The following is an 18,213-nucleotide window of genomic DNA, read 5'->3' as shown; positions in this document are numbered from 1 at the left end:
GCCCCCTTCAGATAGCGTTTTTAATGGCTGCCGTCATAATGTCATGGCTGGCCGCAGTTTCAGCCGGTGTAGCACAATGAAATGGTTGGTACATAGCCTTCTTGCCGTTCACCAACTCATCCAGAAACGCACACCACATTTGCTGGAAGCTGTCCGAGAAGCCAAATTCAAAAATACCGCCGGTGATCGTCGGATAGGCTGAATTGTAACCAAGATCAACATGCTGCCATGCCTGCGCCACTCCTGGTTGATAATCCATAATTTGCAGCGTCTTGGGATATTTGGTGGAGTAGGCCATGGACTTTTTCGTCCCCTCGACCTTGATGAACCAGGTGTTCATCTCGCCGGGCGCAATGCGTTTTGTCTCCATCGTCAAAGGGAATGGCTGACCGAACCCTTCCACCATGGTGTGGATCGCGCCATTGTCCCAGGTTTCACACGGAACAATGTTGCCTTTGCCATCTGGCCGCGTGGTCATGATATTGCTCAGTTGAGCTGCAATCCGGGTTGGCTTCCAGCCAAAGCGCAAAGGAATATGCATCACATGCAAACCCAGATCGCCCATGCAACCATACGCGCCATTCACCGCGATCATGCGCTTCCAGTTGATTGCCTTGTCTGGATCCAGGTCCGAGGCGTGATGGAATCCGGCACGAACGCCGACAATCTGTCCAAATACATCCTCTTCAATAGCGCGCGAAATGGCCAATGCGCCGGGGAAAAACGGAAATTCCGAACTTGAGCGCACCAGCACATTAGGGTGTTCTTCAATGCAGGACATGATCGCAGCATTGGCAGCCTGATCTATCCCGAACGGTTTCTCGCCCATCAGATGTTTGCCGGACCGAATGATATCGCAATAGAGCTGCTGATGCAGATTGTGCGGCACTGCACAGTAAATGGCATCAATCTGATCGCTGGCCAGCATCTCCTGATAATCACCCGTAGACAGGGTGCAGGACGGAATGTTGTCTGTGAACCAGGATCTGGCATCTGGATTGATATCGCAGATGCCTTTGATGACAGGCCTTGCATCCTTGAACTCCAGATGCAGCCACCGGGCAGCGGCAGAGGCAAATTCCTTGCCCATCAAACCACCGCCTATGACACCAAAGCGGATGTCCTTCATGATGACAGATCTTGCATCATGGCCAGAGCATCTTCTGGCGACATGCCTTCGTGAACGATGGCCATCAGGGCTTTGGTGATGGCAGCCGGGTGGTCGTGCTGAATCACATTGCGGCCATAGACAATGCCCATGGCTCCCTGCTCCATAAGGTCGGTTGTCCGCTGAAGAATTTCCGCATCAGATACCCGGCCACCACCGCGCACCAGAATGGGAATGCCAGAGGCGGCTTCCACGACCTTGTGGTATTCGGCCACATCATCAGTCGGGTCTGCCTTGATGACATCGGCGCCCATTTCAACAGCCTGCCGCACCAGGGTGCGGATCAGCGCCAAATCGCCATTTACCATGTAGCCACCGGCTTTTGCATTGTCCTGCATGACCAATGGCTCGACCATCAGTGGCATGCCGGCAGCATCGGCTTCCGGTTTGAGGCGCGCAATATTGCTGACACATTGCGCATGAACTTCCGGCTGATTGGGCATCAAGAGCAGATTGACGCACAGGCACGCCGCATCCAGTTGCACAGCCTGTTCCACCGCGTTTTCAACGATCTGGGAAAACAGATATTGCGGCAGGTCTTTGGCATAGATGTTGGCAACATCGGTGCGCAGCACCAAAGACGGTTTGTCCTTGCCGGGAATGGCCTGCAAATGCCTTGCCATGCCGGGCGACAGTTGGACGGCATCGGGCTGCGCCTGTGCCACCGTGGCAACTGCGTCACGCATGTCTTCAATACCAGACAAAAAACCCGGCTCGTTGAAGAAGCCATGGTCAATTGCAACGTCGAAGCACTTTCCATCGGCTCCCAGAAAACGGTTCAGGCGATGCTTGGTCATTCAATGTTCCTTTTGGTTCCGTGATTTCCAATATGTGTCTCGGTCGGGTTGGGCAATCCAGTACGCCAGGTATGATAATCGGATTGCAGAGCGTTCAAGAAGTCCGCCATCTCTTCTGCTTCGGTTGCCGAGGCGCCGCTTTTCATCCAGCTTTTGATCATGATTTCAGGCCCATTTCCCAGGGTCTCGAAAGCCGCCAACGCTGCAAAACCATAGCGTTCGGCAGAAATATTTTGAGAGCGTACAAGGCGAATTGTGCCAATCAGCCGATCATCCCAACCCAGTTTGCGGGACACATCACGGCCAATGCGTTCGCATGTATCGCGCAGCCATGGATTGGCCATGCGTGCCAGCAAATCATCCACATAAGCGCGGTAGCCATCACTCGTAAAAAGCGGGTCCTTGCCGCCATGCAGCCGGATCAGGGCTTCACCGGATTCCTCCAGAAAGGCATCCCGGAAGAAGCTGAAAACTTCAGGAATTGCGGCAACATCGGCCATCCATTTCAGGCCCAACACCTGACCCACATAGGCAAAGCCGGCATGGGTGGCATTGTGGCCATGTATTTTGGCGTGTTCAAACGGGGTTAAATCCGCCTTTTCCACCAATTGGGAAATTGCGCGCCCGCTGCTACGTGCCGGATCCACTTGGCTGACCAGAATATTGTTGAAGGCCTCAACCAGAAACGCCTCGTCTCCGCCATCAAATGACGGTGCCAGAGCCGCTTGCGCAATTTCGTCCTGATCACGGATAACGCGCGACATTTTCCCAATGACCGTATCAACCGTTTGAAACACTTTGTTCGCGGTCGCATGATCAGTTTCCGGCAAGGCAGACAGAATGGCCTGCTGCAGCAAAGACGCTGCCTCATTATGATTTTCGGAAGAGTAAATCAGCACTTTTGGCCCTTCACCGCGCATTTTGCCGGCGATGGCCTGGGCAATCAACCGGTGCAGGCTGTTGGGGTGATCAGACACGTAATCATCGACGCTGGAAACGGCGACAGAAATTTCGTGGGCTGCCAGCAGGTCCTGCTGCAAGCTGACAAGATCTTCCTTCACGGACAGACAGCGAGCCTCGATATCTGTGTAGGTTTCAACGACGATGCCATCGTGCATGGCAATATTGACAGTGACCGTTCCCCTGTCGCTCAGCGCCTTTGCGAGATTTTGTCTGCGCATGGCGACCACATAGCGGTCAAAATTACCTGAACGCTGCGCTTCTCTCAAAAACAATCCGGTTTGAATGGCACCGAAACCAATACCAACAAAGATGCGCCCCATAATTCAGCGCGCCCCCGTCAGAAGCGATGTTTCATCCAGCGCCGTCCATTCAGGAACCTCAAAAGCATCAGTGAGTGGATAATGCGGGTAGAGCACGGCCTTGCCGTCAAGGTGCTGGTCTTTAACGTCGTTGATCATCTCAATGGCGTGTTGAAGACCGCCAATCTTTGCAATGTGCCGGGATGGATCAATCTGACCTTCAGATATCCAGCTCAGCGTCTGTGCAATGTCCCATGCCGTGCCGCCGGAGGAGCCGGTGATGACGGTTTCATCATAATGGATGCGATTGGCGTTCAGGCTGACAAATTCCTGACCGTGTTTCAAACCACCAAAGAAATTGGCAACACCGCCTTTGCCCAATAAGGGCACCGAGGCCTCAACCACCTTGGGATGACCGACCGCAATGATCAGATCATCCGCGCCCCGACCGCCGGTACTTGTCTGGACTTCGGCGGCCAGATCATCCGGGTGCACAACTTTCAGCTGGCACTTATTGGCCTTGGCCTTGGCTGCAAAATCGGACAAAGCACGGTCCCGGCGTGATGGCATGGGATCGGACGCTACCAGATTGGCAGGACCCTGTGCCAAAGCAACATCAACATGCATGCGGCCCATGGCCCCCAGCCCGATGACGACGGTGGTTCCCCCGCGCTTCAGGCCCGCAACAGCCTTGCGCGGCTCGGTCAGTGCTTGCTGTTGCAAATGCATGTGATGAAACTGTCCTGAGACACAACAGGAGATTGGCTCAGCAATAGCAGCATGGGCCAAAGGCATGGTTTGATCCGGTATCTCGATCAGACATTTTGCGGCAAAAACTTCTTCGGGTATCAGCATATATTCTGCCAGATGGCCCGGCAGCGTATAGCCACAGGCGATCTTGCTGACGCCTGCGCCATTGTTGCGATAGCGCTCCAGATGATTGACGGGAGCCGCATCAACCGCGGGCTGCACCACATAGCGCGTTCCAAGGCTATATTTCCCCTGCCGATTCTGAGCCTGAAGGTTCTGGCCCAGCTCCATCAGGGTTACCGACCCTTCATCCCCCAAAATGGACGGAAATTGCGACAAGTCCCAGCCATAAAGAAAGGTGTGGTCATTGCCCTGAGCAATCATTTTTACCAGCGATGCACATATGCCGGCAGCATCGACGCGCACCAATGCCTGATTTGGACCCGGCCTTGGTAAAGGCACGTCTTCCAGCGCCAGATTGTCAAAGCCCTGCCCTCGCAGGACGACAGCGCGCATGGTTTGCGGGAGATGTACCAAGACCCTAGCTATCAACCACAATCGCTTTGAGACGGGCGCCATCGCTGGTGCTGAACAGATAGCTCAACGCACTGTCAAACTGGATGCCCACAGTCTGATTGTAATCGACTATGAAATCCTTTGGCATTTTGATCGTCAGAATAGAAGAGCCATGTTTGACCGTAACCAGGGTCAGATCGCCGGTCATTTCAGCTGTGTAGACCATGGCATCAAAGCGGCCCTGACCGACGTCCACCACACTTGCATCTTCCGGGCGGAAGCCAAGTGTAATGCCCACACCTTCTTCAACACCCTCCAGAGCGATTTTATCTTTCCCGACCTGCAGGCCACTTTCCGATACGTTGCCCTCAAGGAAGTTCATGGGCGGTGATCCCATGAAGCCCGCCACGAACAGATTGATCGGATTTGTATAGACTTCCGCCGGCGTGCCCAGCTGTTGCAGTTCACCATCTTTCATGATCGCCACCCGATGGGCCAGCGTCATGGCTTCAATCTGATCATGGGTCACATAGACGGTGGTGACACCAAGTTCATGCTGCATGTGTTTCAACTCTGCGCGCATGAAACCGCGCAGTTTGGCGTCCAGATTGGACAGAGGCTCATCCATCAAAAATGCTGATGGACGGCGAATGATTGCGCGCGCAAGGGCCACACGCTGGCGCTGACCACCTGATAATTCTCGGGGGAACCGCTCCAGCAGAGTTTCCATCTGCACCTGCACGGCGGCATCAAACACAGCTTTGTTGCGCTGCTCTACGGGAACGCCCGTCACCTTCAGCGGAAAGCCGATATTTTCGGCCACTGTCTTGTGCGGATAGAGCGCATAGGACTGAAACACCATGGCAATGTCGCGGTATTTCGGCAGAACATGGGTGACATCGCGCTCGCCCATGAACACCTCGCCAGAGGTGATTTCCTCTAGACCGGCAATCATGCGAAGCGCGGTGGATTTCCCGCAGCCGGACGGCCCAAGCAGAACCAGAAACTCACCCGGCTCCACTTCAATGTCCAGATCCTTAACTGCGTGAAACTCGCCGTAATGCTTGTTCATCTTCCTGATTGAAAGCCGTTTGGCATCCGAAGATGGAGTGTCTGTTTCAGACGCTGAAGTCATGTCTGTATTCATCCTTTAACGGCTCCCAGCAATACGCCCTTGGAAATGTAGCGCTGCAAGACAATCGCCATAAACACCACCGGTATGATCATCACAATGATCACCACCGACATGGACCACCACAAGATTCCACGCTCACCTGCATTCATCGCGGCAACGAGAATGGGCATGGTCTGAGCCTTTGCGGTGGAGAGAAACAGGGCCAGAAGATATTCATTCCAGCACAGGATCATGACCAGCAATGTGGTTGCCGCCAGTCCCGCACGTGACAGGGGCAGCACAATTTCCCGGAAGGTCATGATCATGGTCGCGCCATCCAACTGGGCGCTTTCTTCCAGATCCTTGGGAATCGAATTGAAGAAATCATACATCAGCCAGATGACAATGGGCAGATTGACCACGGCATAGGTGAGAATGATTGCCAGATGGGTATCGAGCATACGCACCGACTGGAACATCATGTAAATCGGCACAACCACAACAATGGGTGCCAGAATGCGTTGGGAAATCATCCAGAAAAGAATATCGCCATTGCCCAAAGGTACATGGACACGCGACGCTACTGCCTTGCTGAGGAAATAGAAAATACCGACACCGACCACCAGCACAAGGCGCCAGTCGACACCATAGCTACCGACGGCAAACATAGCTGCCGCCATGACCAGGACGAACAGCAAGATGGTGATCAGATTGGGCTGATAGCGAATGCGCGCCAACGCATAGGCAGCCATGGATCCGATCAGAACAGCCAGCGCCGTTGCTGCGAGCGAGATAATGATTGAGTTGACGTAGGCCCGCAGCGTGTCGGCGTAATCCACCACGAACAATTCACGCCAGGCGTGAAGGCTGGGCATGAAATCAACAAAGGGAATGTAAACCGGACCGCCATTGACGTCTGCCGCTGATTTTACCGAAGTGATCACCAACCAGTAGATTGGAAACAGCACAAAGGCGGACCAGGCCAGCAGAAGCGTATAGACGATAAACTTGGCACCGGGCGCCATTGCGCCAATTCTGGGCGGCTCAAAAAGCCGCGCAAGCAGGCCTCTTGGCGGCACGTTAGAGACATTACTCATATCCGCCTCATACGGTTGACAACAATAAGATTAAAGAACGACACGCAGATCACCACCGTCACAAACAGCAACAGATAGGCAATGGCTGCAGACTGGCCCAGATCAAGCGAGCGCCAGGCAAAGAGAGAATGCAGCGACATGGATTCAGTCGCGATCCCCGGTCCACCGGAGGTCATGATGTTCGGCAGATCCACAATCTTGAAGCCTTCGATGACGCGGATCAACATGACGGTCACAGCGACCGGCATAACTTGCGGCCAACTGATTTCGCGGAAAATCTGCCAATTGCTGGCTCCATCTACCTGACCTGCTTCCACATAATCACGCGGGATGTTTTCAAACGCCGCCAGCAGGATGATAAAGATAAACGGGATCCACTGCCAGCTGTCCCCGATGATGATGAACAAACGCGCCGTCCAGGGATTGGCAGCCCAGGCAAAATCATTCAGGCCTAACCATTGCCAGGCTGGCGAAAACGGGCCCTTGGTGGTGTCAGCCATCATGCGGAACAGATAACCAACGCCGATGGGCGTGATCATCATGGGAATGAAAAACACAACGCGGAAAAAACCACGACCACGAATTGGCTGGGAGCACAGAAATGCCAGAGCCAGGCCAATGATAAACTGAATGGCACAGCCAACAAACACATAGAAGAGCGTTACGCCGAGTGTGCCAAACGGATTTCCGCTGAAGAAGGTTGCTGCAAACATCCAGGAAATACCAAGGATGACAAGAGCTGTGATCATGCGGCCGATAAAGCCCACTACGGAAAAGCCGGTCGTAATGTAGCGATACATCCACCACAGAATTGCGCCAGTGGCTGACAGGGCAACGGCCCATCCCAGAAACGTCAGACTGGTAAACGTGCCCAGAAAGTGAAATTGCTCAGAGCCAAAAATCTGTTTGGAAAAATTCTGAAATCCGACAAATCGGACCTGATAGCCACCGGCCTTCAAGCGCACACGCGAAAACGCGATAATGAGCGAGGCCACCAGCGGAAATATTGAGAAGATAAGGATCATCACCACAGCTGGGGTGATGAACAGCTGCCTTGCATGGCCATCAAGCCATTCATTGAAGCGAAATCTGCGTGACGGGGGCTGCGAGTTGTCAGCCGGGAGATATCCCGGCTGACTGTTCTCTACCCGACCAGTTGTCGAGGTCATGCTCTGTGCACCCTAGTTGGTGATACCAAGAGACAGTTTGTACATCTGCTGCTGGGTGTCACGACCGAAATCTTCGGTAATTTCTTCCCAACCAGCTTCGATGTTGGTCAATGCCTGCTCAGCTGTGATTTCTCCAGCCAGGAAACGGGCCAGTTCACGATCCAGTACAACACCAGTATATTGCTGGGCACCTGGAATACGCACATCGGAGGCCATGTTTGGATGGTTCAGGCTGTCCTTGATCGCACCAAGATAATTGTCTGCAAACTCCGGTGAGAAGCCTGCTTCAATCCACTTGCTAGTGTCGTTCAACTGGGAGTTCCGGTACGGATTGTATCCGGTCCAGCCCAGCGTCACATCCACATTGGACTGCTCTGCCTGGTTCATATAGGACAGGAATGCGTAAGAGGCATCCTTGACCTTCTGATCAGCTTTCGCGTTGACCGCACCAGCCCAACCACCAAAGGCAGCATAAGGCGCATGGTTCACGCCATCTGTTGCATGTGGGCAAAGCTCTGAATCACACTGCTGCAATTCACCCGTTGCCGGGTTCAGGACCTTGCGGGAGCCAGGCATGATAACCGCACCCATTTTGTCCCGGATCGCTGCGCCTGATTCATCGATGGAGAGCGGTCCGATGTCGCCCCAGTCAATGACAAGGCCACAACGGCCAGCCTGAACCAATGCACGTGTATCACCAATATCCTGGTTCAACTCATCGGTTGGGCCGTATTTGCCGGTTTCCTTGTAAATGCGGAAGGCTTCAGCCCAGCCCGCATTGTTCATTTTCGGCTTCATGGTTTCCGGATCGAACCACAGGCCCTCACCAGTACCTTTGGTCTGGGTGAAACCGGCTGCAATTGAACCGATGGCAAAATAGGACTGCGCATTGCGCTTTTTGAAGATGCAGGAGCCGTAATCCGCCTCGCCGTCACCATTCATGTCCATGCCGTTCATGGCTTCGGCAACCTTCATGTAGTCGTCCCAATCCTTGGGCGGCTCCATGCCGATTTTTTCCAGAATATCGCGGCGATAATACAGCATCTGGAAATCACCATCGACGGTGATCAGATAGGTGTTGCCACCAATCTTCTGATTGAACTCGCGGAAGTAAGGGGCGATGTCATCAATGTCGATCTTGTCATCTTTGGCGATATACGGATCGAGGTTTTCAACCAGCCCGCCATCAACCAGCTCAACAGCCCAACCTGACGCGAAAACACCCACATCAATAGAGTTGGTGCCGGTGGCCCAGTCGGTCAAAAGTTTCTGGAAAATTTCAGCGAATGGCACTTCGTTGACACGAATTTCAGCGCCGGTCATTTCTGTGAATTCTTTACCGCGATCAACAAGACGACCAGCAATCACCGGACCCGGACGGGTCAGAATATTGATGGTTACGCCGTCGAACTCGGCAGCAAAAGTCGGGGTCGCAGTGCCTAGAACGGCAGCAGCGGCCACGCCCGCGAGGAGCGATTTAAAAGCAGATTTCATTATGTCCTCCCATTGGAACAGCAATTTTTATTGCTTGCTTCTATAGCCTGCTACAGCAAATCGTCATCGTCAATACTTTTGCGTAGTCAACTCAACAAATGTCAAAAAATTACAACATGTCATTGCGAAACCCGCTGGAGACCGCAATAGTGGTAGGCAAATAAGGTGCCGAAAAGCTGAATTAACAAGCAAAGCGCCGGGAGAAAAAATGCGGCTTGGCGTCACATGTGCCAATGGCGCATGTGAGCAGGTGAGGACATTGTTGGATAAAAAGCCCCCGCAGAGGAGAAGATCCTTTGACAATTCTGACTCGCTGCGGTTGCGGGCGACATGGATGTATTATTCCCATGGGCGCACGCAACGGGAGATCGCTGAACGATTGGGAGTCAGCCGGACAACGGTGATACGGCTTCTCGAAGAAGCGCGGCAGCGCCACGAAATCAAATTCTGGATCGAGGAAGCTGAAGAACGGTGTGTTCAGCTAGGTATCCAACTAGAGGCTCAACTTGGTTTGGAAGAAGCCATCGTTATTCCCGCTGGCGACAATCATGATGAAATCTCGGATTCTGTTGGGCTGGCACTCGGCAAATATCTGTCGAACGCTGTCAGCGATCATATGACCATTGGTGTGGGATGGGGCCGAACGCTCACTGCGTCCCTGGTCAGCTTCCGTTCCACCATGCGCCAGGGTGTAAAAATCATGTCGCTCCTGGGCGGTTCAGTCGAGCCGATCCCGCCCAATCCGGTGGAATATTGCTGGCGACTGGGCAGTACAATGGGCGCAGATTGCTACATGTTTCCCTCTCCGCTGATCGTTGATTGTGCCGAGACCAAAAACAATCTCATCAATCATTGCGGACTTGGCACCATTTTCGATATGGCCAAAAACCTTGATATGGCCGTGCTGAGTGTCGGAGATATCGGGCCGGATTGTACATCGCTGGCACGTCAGTTGATGAGCCAAAGCGATCTGGACGAATTGATTGGAGCGGGATGTGTTGCAGATGTCTTGTGCAATTTCATCAACGCGGCCGGTCAGGACATTATCCATCCCATCGATGATCGTGTGATGTCTGTGGATTTGCGGGAACTTGAGAACTGCCGGCACAAAATTCTAGCCACGGGCGGCCATCACAGAGACCGCGCCATTGTTGCAGCGGTCAAACGTCTTGGCATCCATACATTGGTGACCGATCAAAGTGCCGCCGAAGCCATTCTTCAACGCCAAACAGGAGCTAAAGCAGAGCTATGACCATGGTGGATGCACATCAACATTTCTGGAAAATCGATCTCGGGATTTATAACTGGATTTCTGACGATATTGCCGGCATTCGCCGAGACTATCAGCCCGAACATCTGGCTCCCTATCTCAAACATCTTGGTGTCAGTAAAACCGTGCTGGTGCAAGCGGGTGAAAGCCTGTTGGAAAACGACGCAATGCTGGCGATCGCCGATAATTCAGACTTTGTTGCCGGCGTCGTCGCATGGGTTGATCTGACAACCGCTGATGCCCCTTCCCAGCTGGAAGACCTTGCTGCACATGACAAGGTGAAGAGCGTCCGGCCCATATTACAGGGCATTGCCGATAGTGACTGGGTTTTACAGCCGCAGGTCGTCGACAATTTGCGCCACCTGCCCGAATTGAATTTATGTTTCGATGCGTTGATCCAGCCTCGGCATCTTGCCATTGTTGATCGCCTGACCGATCTGATACCCGAGTTGAATGTGGTGATTGACCATGCGGCCAAACCGGTCATAGCCAATGGACAGGCGGCAGGCCCTGACTGGGAATCTGGCATGGCGCGCCTGGCTGAAAAACCCCAGATTTTCTGCAAGCTGTCCGGCATGGCAACCGAACAGGGCCCCGGCTGGCAAGCCAGCACTTTGCAACCAGTCTGCGATCATCTGCTCAGCACGTTCGGCCCCCGCCGCCTGATGTGGGGCAGCGATTGGCCGGTACTGGAGCTGGTTGGCTCCTACACCCAATGGTTTGAAGCGGTTCAGCAAATGCTGAGCGGATTGAATGACGAAGATCGAGACTGGGTCATGGGCAAAACGGCTACACAGTTTTACAGTCTCTAGCTTTATAGTCGTTAGCTTTACAGGCGCTAGAGCCTTTCTTGTTTATACGGAAACGTTTGACCGGATTTGCGCGTTTGCTGGCAAGGCACAGGCCACGTGGTGGTCTTTACGACCACAAGTGGGCTGTAACGATGTCCAGCGAGCGCGCAAATCCGGCCTTCGGTGACCCAGAACAGCCCACCAGCAGCGTTAGCCAGCTTGCCCGATGCGACCGCCCCCGACACGATTGGGCGCTGCGCTGACTGCCTTGCGGGATGAACTGTTTTGGGTCATCAAATGATTCCGTATAAACAAGAAAGGCTCTAGCGCCCTGCAATGTGGTTTATACTGTCTTCCATGGCGTCTGCATCAGCGGCACCTAATGCGCCCATCCGCATTGTGATGGACCAGGTGTCGCGCGCGGCCAGTTCCACATAGCAGCCTTTGGCCTTTTCCCTGTGATGACCTTCCACACCACTGGTGGCCGGAAAGGCAATGCCGAGGCCCTGCTGGTCGGGTGTTCGGCACAGCCAGCGGCCGGTCATCGGTGCCTGAGCTGGCTGATAGGAAATGAAATCAGCCCCGCCATCCGGAAGTTTCTGCATGGCATGGGTCCAGCCATCAAGCCCGGCCATCATATCAATTGAGAACACCACTTCGGGGTCAAAGGCCAGATCTGGACGCAGTACATGGTGCAAAACCGGTTCCCGCGCCAGCGCTTCGATAAATTCCACATAGCCTTCCGCCGGTGAAATATGGGCCGGTATCGATGTTCTGACACGCACACTGGCAGGGTCATACTGTGCCGCATAGATCAATTTACCAAAATCAACTGGCCGAAAATTGGCATGGCCGAGATACATGAGATCCATTGGGACATTGCGTTTGTTTTCCACCGACAGATCGACAGTCAGCCAGGTCTCATCAAAGCCCAGACTGACCTTTGAGGTGGCAAGATAATTGCAGGAAAAGGCAATCGTGTGCTGATAGCTGCCGCAGATGGAGATGCGGTTTTCCCCTTCATCGACCTCCAGCCAAGCCGCCTGAAAAGGCGCATTGGGCAATTCACCATGCAGCGGATGCGTGTCTTGCGGGCCGGGCGCGCCGACCCCGGCCAGACCGCAATGAATGAAGAAAGCCCCATAGGTCCGCAGATAGTCTGTCGTATCCACAGGCTCTTCAAACATGGAACCCATGGTCAGGTCGCGGTCCTCAAACTCTGCGCTCCAGATTTGCTGCCCTTTATAGGGCAGCACCACAATATTCGCGCGCGCTGTTTTCAATCGCAACGCCGCCACACCGGAGGCATAACGAAAGGTGCTGACCGCAATTTTTTCGTTACGGACGATGACGTGTTCCACCACGCCAAATTGCGCGTCAGCCAGATCAATATGAAGGGCCATTCAAACCTCCGGTTTGGATTTAATTAGCCTGGCCTCCGGCTTGGATACAATCAGCCTGGCGTTGGCGCTTCTTCCCGCATCAGGCCCTGTTTTTTCAGATCGGCCCAAAGCGCGGTTGGAATGACGGCATCAGCTGCAGCCAGGTTCAGGCCAACTTCCCGCGCATTTTGAGCGCCGGGAATGACGGACATCACATTGGGATGACCCAGCGGAAACTGGAATGCCGCATCGACCAGTGCCACGCCATGGTCGCGGCAAATCGCTTCGATGCGTGAGACCTTGTCCATGATGTCTGCCGGGGCCTCTTCGTAATTATATTTGGCACCGGGCACAGCACCCATGGCCAGAATGCCGGAATTGTATGGCCCGCCCAGAATGATCCCGATGTTGCGCTCTTCGCAAAGCGGCAGGAAGCTGTTCAATGCCTCCTGCTCCAGCAACGTGTAGCGACCTGCCAGCAGGAACAAGTCAAAATCACCGCGCTCGGCCATATACTGGCAAACCTGCCACTCATTCACGCCTGCACCAAATCCGGCAATCACGCCCTGTTCGCGCATTTCCAGCAGAGCCTTGTAGCCACCGTTGAGAAACTCATCCATCAACGGGTCCAGGGCCTCCTGGCTGCCATGGGAAAAGATGTCCAGATCATGAGCCAATAAGAGGTCGATGCGATCCATGCCCAGTCGTTCCAGCGAAAATTCAACAGACCGCATCACGCCATCGTAGGAATAATCAAAATGTTCCTTGCGGTTTGGCACATCAAAAAACTTGCCAATGGCGTCACGTGTCTCGGCTGTGGCTGGTTTCAGAATGCGTCCGATTTTCGTGGAAAGCACGAAAGAATCCCGATCCTTATCCCGCAGGAACCGATTGAGGCGCGTTTCCGCAAGACCGAAGCCGTAAAGCGGCGCGGTGTCAAAATAGCGAACGCCACCATCCCACGCTGCCTGCAGGGCGGCATCGCTGTCAGCATCACTGACCGCGCGATACAGATTTCCGATCCCTCCGGCACCGAAGCCCAGCTCTGTGAAGTTGACCTTTGGAGACGTTCCCCGTTGCAAAAAGCGTGATTTCAGTCCCATTTAAAGCCTCCCAGGCATGTTTTGATGTTCGATTTGCGCGCAGCTTAGTTGCACAACAAATTTATATCCAGTGCCTGCGTCAGGATCAATCGGTCGGGGTAAATCTGTCGACTGATACGGTCTGCGTCTCCAGTGTCATTGGCCCAAATGAGGACAGGAAGGCGACCTCGGCAGCATCCATTCCCACTCCGATACGGGCAATGTCAGTGGCATGCGCCATTTTGGTCGAATCCATCAAATGCCACGTGCCCTCCAGAAAGACTTCGACAACGGCATGAAAATCCTGTGGCATCACATCCGGCGCGTAGGCACTCACGAACCGCGCCGGAATAGCCGACGCCCGGCAAAATGCGATGAGAACATGGGCATAATCCCGGCACACACCCTGCCGCTGCACGAACGAGTCCAGCGCCGTTGTCTGGCCGCTGCTTGCGCCTGGCACATATTCGAACTTGTCGAAAATCCAATCTCTCATGGTTGCGACCCGCTGCCCACCGGGCAAGTCGCCAAATTCTGCCGTAACAACACTTTGAAACTCGTCAGACGGACAATAGCGCGATGGCATGAGATAGCGCACTGTATCCCCCGGCAGCAGATGCGGCGGCACAGATTGCAACAGGGATATATCCAGAGCCGGACGGTCGAGGGAAACAGTGCAGGTGTAGTCACAACGAAACCTGTCTTCCACGCGGATCCAGGTCCGAACGCCCATCCCGTTTTCGGCGACAACATCTGCAGAATGCGTTGTATCCAGAACCGAGAAATTCTGCGATTTGACAGATTGATCCGCCAGATCCGGAACCTGGATTTGGGCCAAAATGTCGGTTGGTCGAGGCAGTTTGTAGTCGAGCTGCACTGCTATCTTGAGATTTACCATTTTTGGATTGTTCCCTGTTGGCCGATTCAGATCTTGCCGAATTGTCAGCTATGCCTCGCTCGATTGCGAATGACATGTTCTGAAATCAGGCCCAAAGGCGCTCGATCGGGAGCCTACCCATCAATGTGCTTAGTGATGATCCGGTCAGGCGTCAATTATCACTCGGCTTCCGCGTTGGTGGAATGACGTGATCGGCCACGTAAGCGTCCCTCTCCCCTTTCGGCACATCCGGACCGATTGTGGTGTCGGGAAGGGTTTGCAATTCCAGCTCGGCGTTCAAAATTGCACCGCTGACAAAGACCATGGCCGAAAAATACAGCCACAGCATGAGGATGGCAGCCGTGGCAATGGACCCGAAAGTTGCGCCATAATTTGCAAAGTTTTCGATATAGAAGGAAAACGCGATCGAGCCACCAAGCCACAGCAACGTGGCGGTGACGGCTCCTGGCAAAACCCAGCGAAATTTTGGATCCCGACGATGCGGCGCGGTCTTGTAGAGACACGCAATCGCAAACAACACAATGAGTGCCACAACCGGCCAGCGAAGCCAGAGCGCGGATGTCTCCGCTTCAATTGGCATTGGCAGGAACGTCGTGATGGCTGGCAGAACAGCAACCGCCCCCAGAACCAGCATACCAACAAAAAACGCGGCAATTGTCAGGCCAATGGAAATCGCCGTGGCCAAGACGAAAGCCCGATGATCTTCTTCGCGATAGGCCATAGTCAACGCGTAGACGAGCGCATTGGTGCCACGCGATCCGCTCCACAAAGCGAGCGCCAGGCTGATAACGAGCCCCAGGGTCAGTGTTTCATCACTCTCTGTGATGATCGCTTCCAACCGTTCAGTGAACAATTCGGTGACGCTGGATGGTAAAAACTGGTCGGCGAGATACATTTGCTGATTCAGGGTCTGGACGTCTGCAATCAGACCATAAAGGGCCACCCCTACCGCGACCGCAGGAAAGAGAGACAGAAACCCAAAGAAGGCAACGCCGGCACAACGCAACGATACATCCGTTTCAAAAACGCGGATGACGGCCCGTTTCAGCACTGCCCACAGGCTGGTCAAAGACAATTTCAGCGGCGAACGGGCCAGACTGACCTGCTGCTGGATTGTTTCATTCTTCCTCACGTCAGTGTCTTGATGCTCTGGCGCTACAGGCTTTGGCTTTTCAGACTCTGGCGTTTCAGGCTCTGGTTTCTTTGCGGCTTGTTCCACAGCATCTTCTTTTTATATCCAGGATTTACAATCAGACAATCCGTCAGGCTATCATAGTGCCTGACTGGTTGGCTGCCTGACAGGTTGGCTCAAACCCAGATAATCGTGTGTGGCTGCCGTCTGTCAATCTCCGGGCAGTTCGACGTTTAAATTGACATCATCTGATGGCTCGCCGAAAATTGTATCTCGGAAGACATAGCCGCCAACCAACAGCAGACAGATTACAATCCCGGCCACAATCCAGCCGGTCCGCCCTCCGGTATCGGCGGCTTTTGCTTCGTGCTTCGGATTTGGCATATCAAATCTCCTAACGTGCTTCGCCTGTCATTCACTATACAGGCTCATGCGGAGATTGGCATCAATCGACTTTTACAACTTTTACGAAACAGTGTAATTAACTCAAGTCAGACCGTAGTCTGGTCCGCGCCACCGCCCTGAGAGAAAGGGGCGGGGCGCGATTCGCCCGGATATCATGACGGTGTCACAAAGTGGCACCCATCATCATCCGGACGATTTCTTCATCGTTCGTTTCGGCGGGCTTGCGCTCACCTGCGACAACTCCCCTTGCCAGAACGATGATGCGGTCTGCGGCGGCAAAGATGTCGGGGAGATTGTGCGAGATCAGAATGATTCCCACGCCCTTTTTCTTAAGCCGCTCGATCAAGGCCATGACTTCGCGCTGCTCTGGAACGCCCAGTGCAGCCGTAGGCTCATCCATGATCACCAGCTTGGCTTGCCAGTGGATCGCACGTGCGATGGCAATGGCCTGGCGTTGTCCGCCGGACATTTCACGCACGGGAGCAGAGGGATCAGGAACCACGATGCCAAGGCTTTTCATGACCTCGACTGCATTGCGCTGCATTTCCTTGCGGTCCAGAAACGAGATCCCAAAAATCCGGCGCGTCTTTTCCCGCCCCAGATAAAGGTTCAGACCAGGATCCAGATTATCGGCCAATGCGAGATCCTGATAGATGGTTTCGATCCCCAGGCTGCGCACAGCTTCGGGGGATTTTCCGGTCAGGACCGTGTCATTAAAATGCACTTGGCCGGCGGTTGGCTGATAGACGCCCGAGATCATTTTGATCACGGTCGATTTTCCAGCGCCATTGTCACCGGCCAGCACAACACATTCACCTTCATTGACATCGAAGGAAACGCTGCTGACAGCTTCGTTTCCGCCAAATCGTTTCTTGAGACCGTCTACTTTGAGGATGGTCGTCATGTGCTTCCTCCGACAAGTCTGCCTTTGGACTGATCGACGAGAACGGCCACGATGATAACAAGCCCGACAGCAACGAATTGCCAATAGGGCGGCAGGCCGCAAAAGACGAGGCCAAACTGGATTACAGCAATGATGAATGCCCCGATCACAGTGCCGATGATGGTACCTTGCCCGCCGGTCAGAGATGCCCCGCCGATGAACACAGCCGCCACCGCATAGAGCAGTATCGGCTCGCCTGCATTGGCAGCACCCGCCGAGAAACGGCTGGTATAGATCAGGCCGCCAACACCGGCAGTGATCGCGGAGATGACGAACAAATAAACCAGGTGGCGTTTGACATCCACGCCAGCGCGCTCAACCGATGCCCTGCTGGCACCAAGCGCATAGGTGTGAACACCGAACCTTGTATGCGTCAACACATAGTGACAGATAATTGCCAGTAAGACGGCGGCAACAACCGGTATGGGAATGCCAAGAATATGACCATTGCCCAGAACCCGTGCCTCATCGCTGCGGATTGACACTGTGGCCCCTCCGGCGACAATCAGTGCGGCGCCGCGTGCAATCCCGTAAGTGCCCAATGTCCCGATGAAACTCGGCACATTCAGCTGCGCCACCAGCCACCCGTTGACCAACCCCACGGTAATCGCGGCCAGCAAGCCGACGCCCATGGCGATGATCACCGTAAACCAACCGGCTTCAGGTCCTACAAATCGAATGACCAGGGCCATTGCGACGGCTGCAAAACCGGTTGTGAAGGCAATTGAAAGGTCAATGTGTCCTGCGACGATAACCAGTGTCAGCCCCAGAGCGAGCAGCAGAATTTGCGATGCTGCAACCGAAATGGACTGAATATTGTAGATGCGGAACAGGAACGTGTTTCCTGTTTGAGTCTGCGCATAGATTTCAAAAAAGCCGAGGATGATCACGAGGAACAGCCACGACCAGGCGTTGAGTAGGGACTTCACGAATGAAGTCCCTT

The 18,213-nt window shown here is 54.0% G+C and carries 17 protein-coding genes; 2 read left to right on the top strand and 15 right to left on the bottom strand.

Features of this window, described 5'->3' with window-relative positions:
* Positions 1 to 7 precede the first annotated feature (7 nt).
* From RAL91_RS03245 to RAL91_RS03210, 8 genes are read right to left on the bottom strand one after another with little or no spacing between them, the layout of a single operon-like run.
* Positions 8 to 1,132: a Gfo/Idh/MocA family protein gene (locus RAL91_RS03245; protein WP_306262757.1), complete on the bottom strand. Its 1,125-nt coding sequence runs from the start codon at positions 1,130 to 1,132 to the stop codon at positions 8 to 10.
* Positions 1,126 to 1,965: a class I fructose-bisphosphate aldolase gene (locus tag RAL91_RS03240; protein ID WP_306259667.1), complete on the bottom strand. Its 840-nt coding sequence runs from the start codon at positions 1,963 to 1,965 to the stop codon at positions 1,126 to 1,128. Before RAL91_RS03240 ends, RAL91_RS03245 begins: the two co-directional genes overlap by 7 nt.
* Positions 1,962 to 3,248 carry a hypothetical protein gene (locus tag RAL91_RS03235; RefSeq protein ID WP_306259665.1) on the bottom strand — a complete coding sequence of 429 codons (1,287 nt, stop codon included), beginning with the start codon at positions 3,246 to 3,248 and terminating at the stop codon, positions 1,962 to 1,964. Before RAL91_RS03235 ends, RAL91_RS03240 begins: the two co-directional genes overlap by 4 nt.
* Before the next feature lie 3 nt (positions 3,249 to 3,251).
* Complete coding sequence (locus RAL91_RS03230) at positions 3,252 to 4,514, bottom strand: zinc-binding dehydrogenase (RefSeq protein ID WP_306259663.1); 1,263 nt, start codon at positions 4,512 to 4,514, stop codon at positions 3,252 to 3,254.
* A gap of 4 nt (positions 4,515 to 4,518) precedes the next feature.
* Entirely contained in the window at positions 4,519 to 5,628 is a 1,110-nt protein-coding gene (locus RAL91_RS03225; RefSeq protein WP_306259661.1) for an ABC transporter ATP-binding protein, read from the bottom strand.
* A gap of 8 nt (positions 5,629 to 5,636) precedes the next feature.
* A complete protein-coding gene (locus RAL91_RS03220) occupies positions 5,637 to 6,704 on the bottom strand; it encodes a carbohydrate ABC transporter permease (protein ID WP_306259659.1) in 1,068 nt (355 codons plus the stop codon).
* Complete coding sequence (locus tag RAL91_RS03215) at positions 6,701 to 7,873, bottom strand: carbohydrate ABC transporter permease (RefSeq protein ID WP_306259655.1); 1,173 nt, start codon at positions 7,871 to 7,873, stop codon at positions 6,701 to 6,703. The genes RAL91_RS03220 and RAL91_RS03215 overlap by 4 nt, the downstream gene beginning before the upstream one ends.
* A 12-nt stretch (positions 7,874 to 7,885) precedes the next feature.
* Entirely contained in the window at positions 7,886 to 9,367 is a 1,482-nt protein-coding gene (locus tag RAL91_RS03210) for an ABC transporter substrate-binding protein (RefSeq protein WP_306259653.1), read from the bottom strand.
* A 250-nt stretch (positions 9,368 to 9,617) separates the two neighbouring features.
* On the opposite strand from RAL91_RS03210, the gene RAL91_RS03205 reads away from it, so the two are divergent.
* Both RAL91_RS03205 and RAL91_RS03200 read left to right on the top strand, forming a co-directional pair.
* On the top strand, positions 9,618 to 10,619 hold the full coding sequence (locus RAL91_RS03205) for a sugar-binding transcriptional regulator (protein WP_306262755.1): 1,002 nt from the start codon (positions 9,618 to 9,620) through the stop codon (positions 10,617 to 10,619).
* Positions 10,616 to 11,449, top strand: a complete 834-nt coding sequence (locus tag RAL91_RS03200) for an amidohydrolase (RefSeq protein ID WP_306259651.1) — start codon at positions 10,616 to 10,618, stop codon at positions 11,447 to 11,449. Before RAL91_RS03205 ends, RAL91_RS03200 begins: the two co-directional genes overlap by 4 nt.
* Before the next feature lie 302 nt (positions 11,450 to 11,751).
* Here the strand turns inward: RAL91_RS03200 and RAL91_RS03195 are convergent, their stop codons facing one another.
* The 7 genes from RAL91_RS03195 to RAL91_RS03165 form a co-directional block, all read right to left on the bottom strand.
* Entirely contained in the window at positions 11,752 to 12,831 is a 1,080-nt protein-coding gene (locus RAL91_RS03195; protein WP_306259649.1) for a DUF4432 family protein, read from the bottom strand.
* 50 nt (positions 12,832 to 12,881) lie between these two features.
* Positions 12,882 to 13,907, bottom strand: coding sequence for an aldo/keto reductase (locus tag RAL91_RS03190; protein ID WP_371932519.1), 1,026 nt, complete (start codon positions 13,905 to 13,907; stop codon positions 12,882 to 12,884).
* A gap of 91 nt (positions 13,908 to 13,998) precedes the next feature.
* A complete protein-coding gene (locus RAL91_RS03185; protein WP_306259646.1) occupies positions 13,999 to 14,790 on the bottom strand; it encodes a transglutaminase family protein in 792 nt (263 codons plus the stop codon).
* A gap of 151 nt (positions 14,791 to 14,941) precedes the next feature.
* Positions 14,942 to 16,009: a YihY/virulence factor BrkB family protein gene (locus tag RAL91_RS03180; protein WP_306259645.1), complete on the bottom strand. Its 1,068-nt coding sequence runs from the start codon at positions 16,007 to 16,009 to the stop codon at positions 14,942 to 14,944.
* Between the two features lie 123 nt (positions 16,010 to 16,132).
* Positions 16,133 to 16,306: a hypothetical protein gene (locus RAL91_RS03175; protein ID WP_306259643.1), complete on the bottom strand. Its 174-nt coding sequence runs from the start codon at positions 16,304 to 16,306 to the stop codon at positions 16,133 to 16,135.
* 184 nt (positions 16,307 to 16,490) lie between these two features.
* Positions 16,491 to 17,231 (bottom strand): ATP-binding cassette domain-containing protein, encoded by a 741-nt coding sequence (locus tag RAL91_RS03170; RefSeq protein WP_306259641.1) that lies wholly within the window; start codon positions 17,229 to 17,231, stop codon positions 16,491 to 16,493.
* Positions 17,228 to 18,199 (bottom strand): ABC transporter permease, encoded by a 972-nt coding sequence (locus tag RAL91_RS03165; protein WP_306259638.1) that lies wholly within the window; start codon positions 18,197 to 18,199, stop codon positions 17,228 to 17,230. The genes RAL91_RS03170 and RAL91_RS03165 overlap by 4 nt, the downstream gene beginning before the upstream one ends.
* Between the last annotated feature and the right edge of the window lie 14 nt (positions 18,200 to 18,213).

The sequence above is a fragment of the Pararhizobium sp. IMCC21322 genome, from assembly GCF_030758295.1.
Classification (GTDB): Bacteria; Pseudomonadota; Alphaproteobacteria; order Rhizobiales.
Note: the sequence above shows the minus strand (reverse complement) of the source record. Positions and strands in the feature narration are given on the sequence as shown.